General features: G+C 50.9%; 1 protein-coding gene. It reads left to right on the plus strand.

Annotation, left to right across the window (positions count from 1 at the left end; translation table 11 throughout):
* On the plus strand, window positions 1–293 hold a 293-nt coding region (locus HMPREF2785_RS11925; RefSeq protein WP_210386083.1), incomplete at both ends, for a zinc metalloprotease.

Genomic DNA, 293 nt, shown 5'->3' on the forward strand with positions numbered 1-293 from the left:
CAGATTGATCAAGGTAACTACGCCTCGGGTATTTCCTTGGTTGGCGATAACTCGCTTTTCATCGCCAATAACCGCCTGATGGGATCAGATGCAAAACTGCGCAACACCATCCTGCACGAATTAGGCCACACTCTAGATCTTCGCCACTGGGGTGCTAACGACACCGTCGGCGACCTTATTAAGGGTGTATCGCTTCCGATGGCACCTGAGTATGACTCGGTGATGAACTACCTCTACCAGTTTGGCAAGTTCAACTACTCGGAAAAGCCATACCTGCTTGAAACCCCCAACGG

It is taken from the genome of Corynebacterium sp. HMSC067D03 (assembly GCF_001811185.1).
In the GTDB taxonomy this organism is placed as follows: domain Bacteria; phylum Actinomycetota; class Actinomycetes; order Mycobacteriales; family Mycobacteriaceae; genus Corynebacterium; species Corynebacterium coyleae.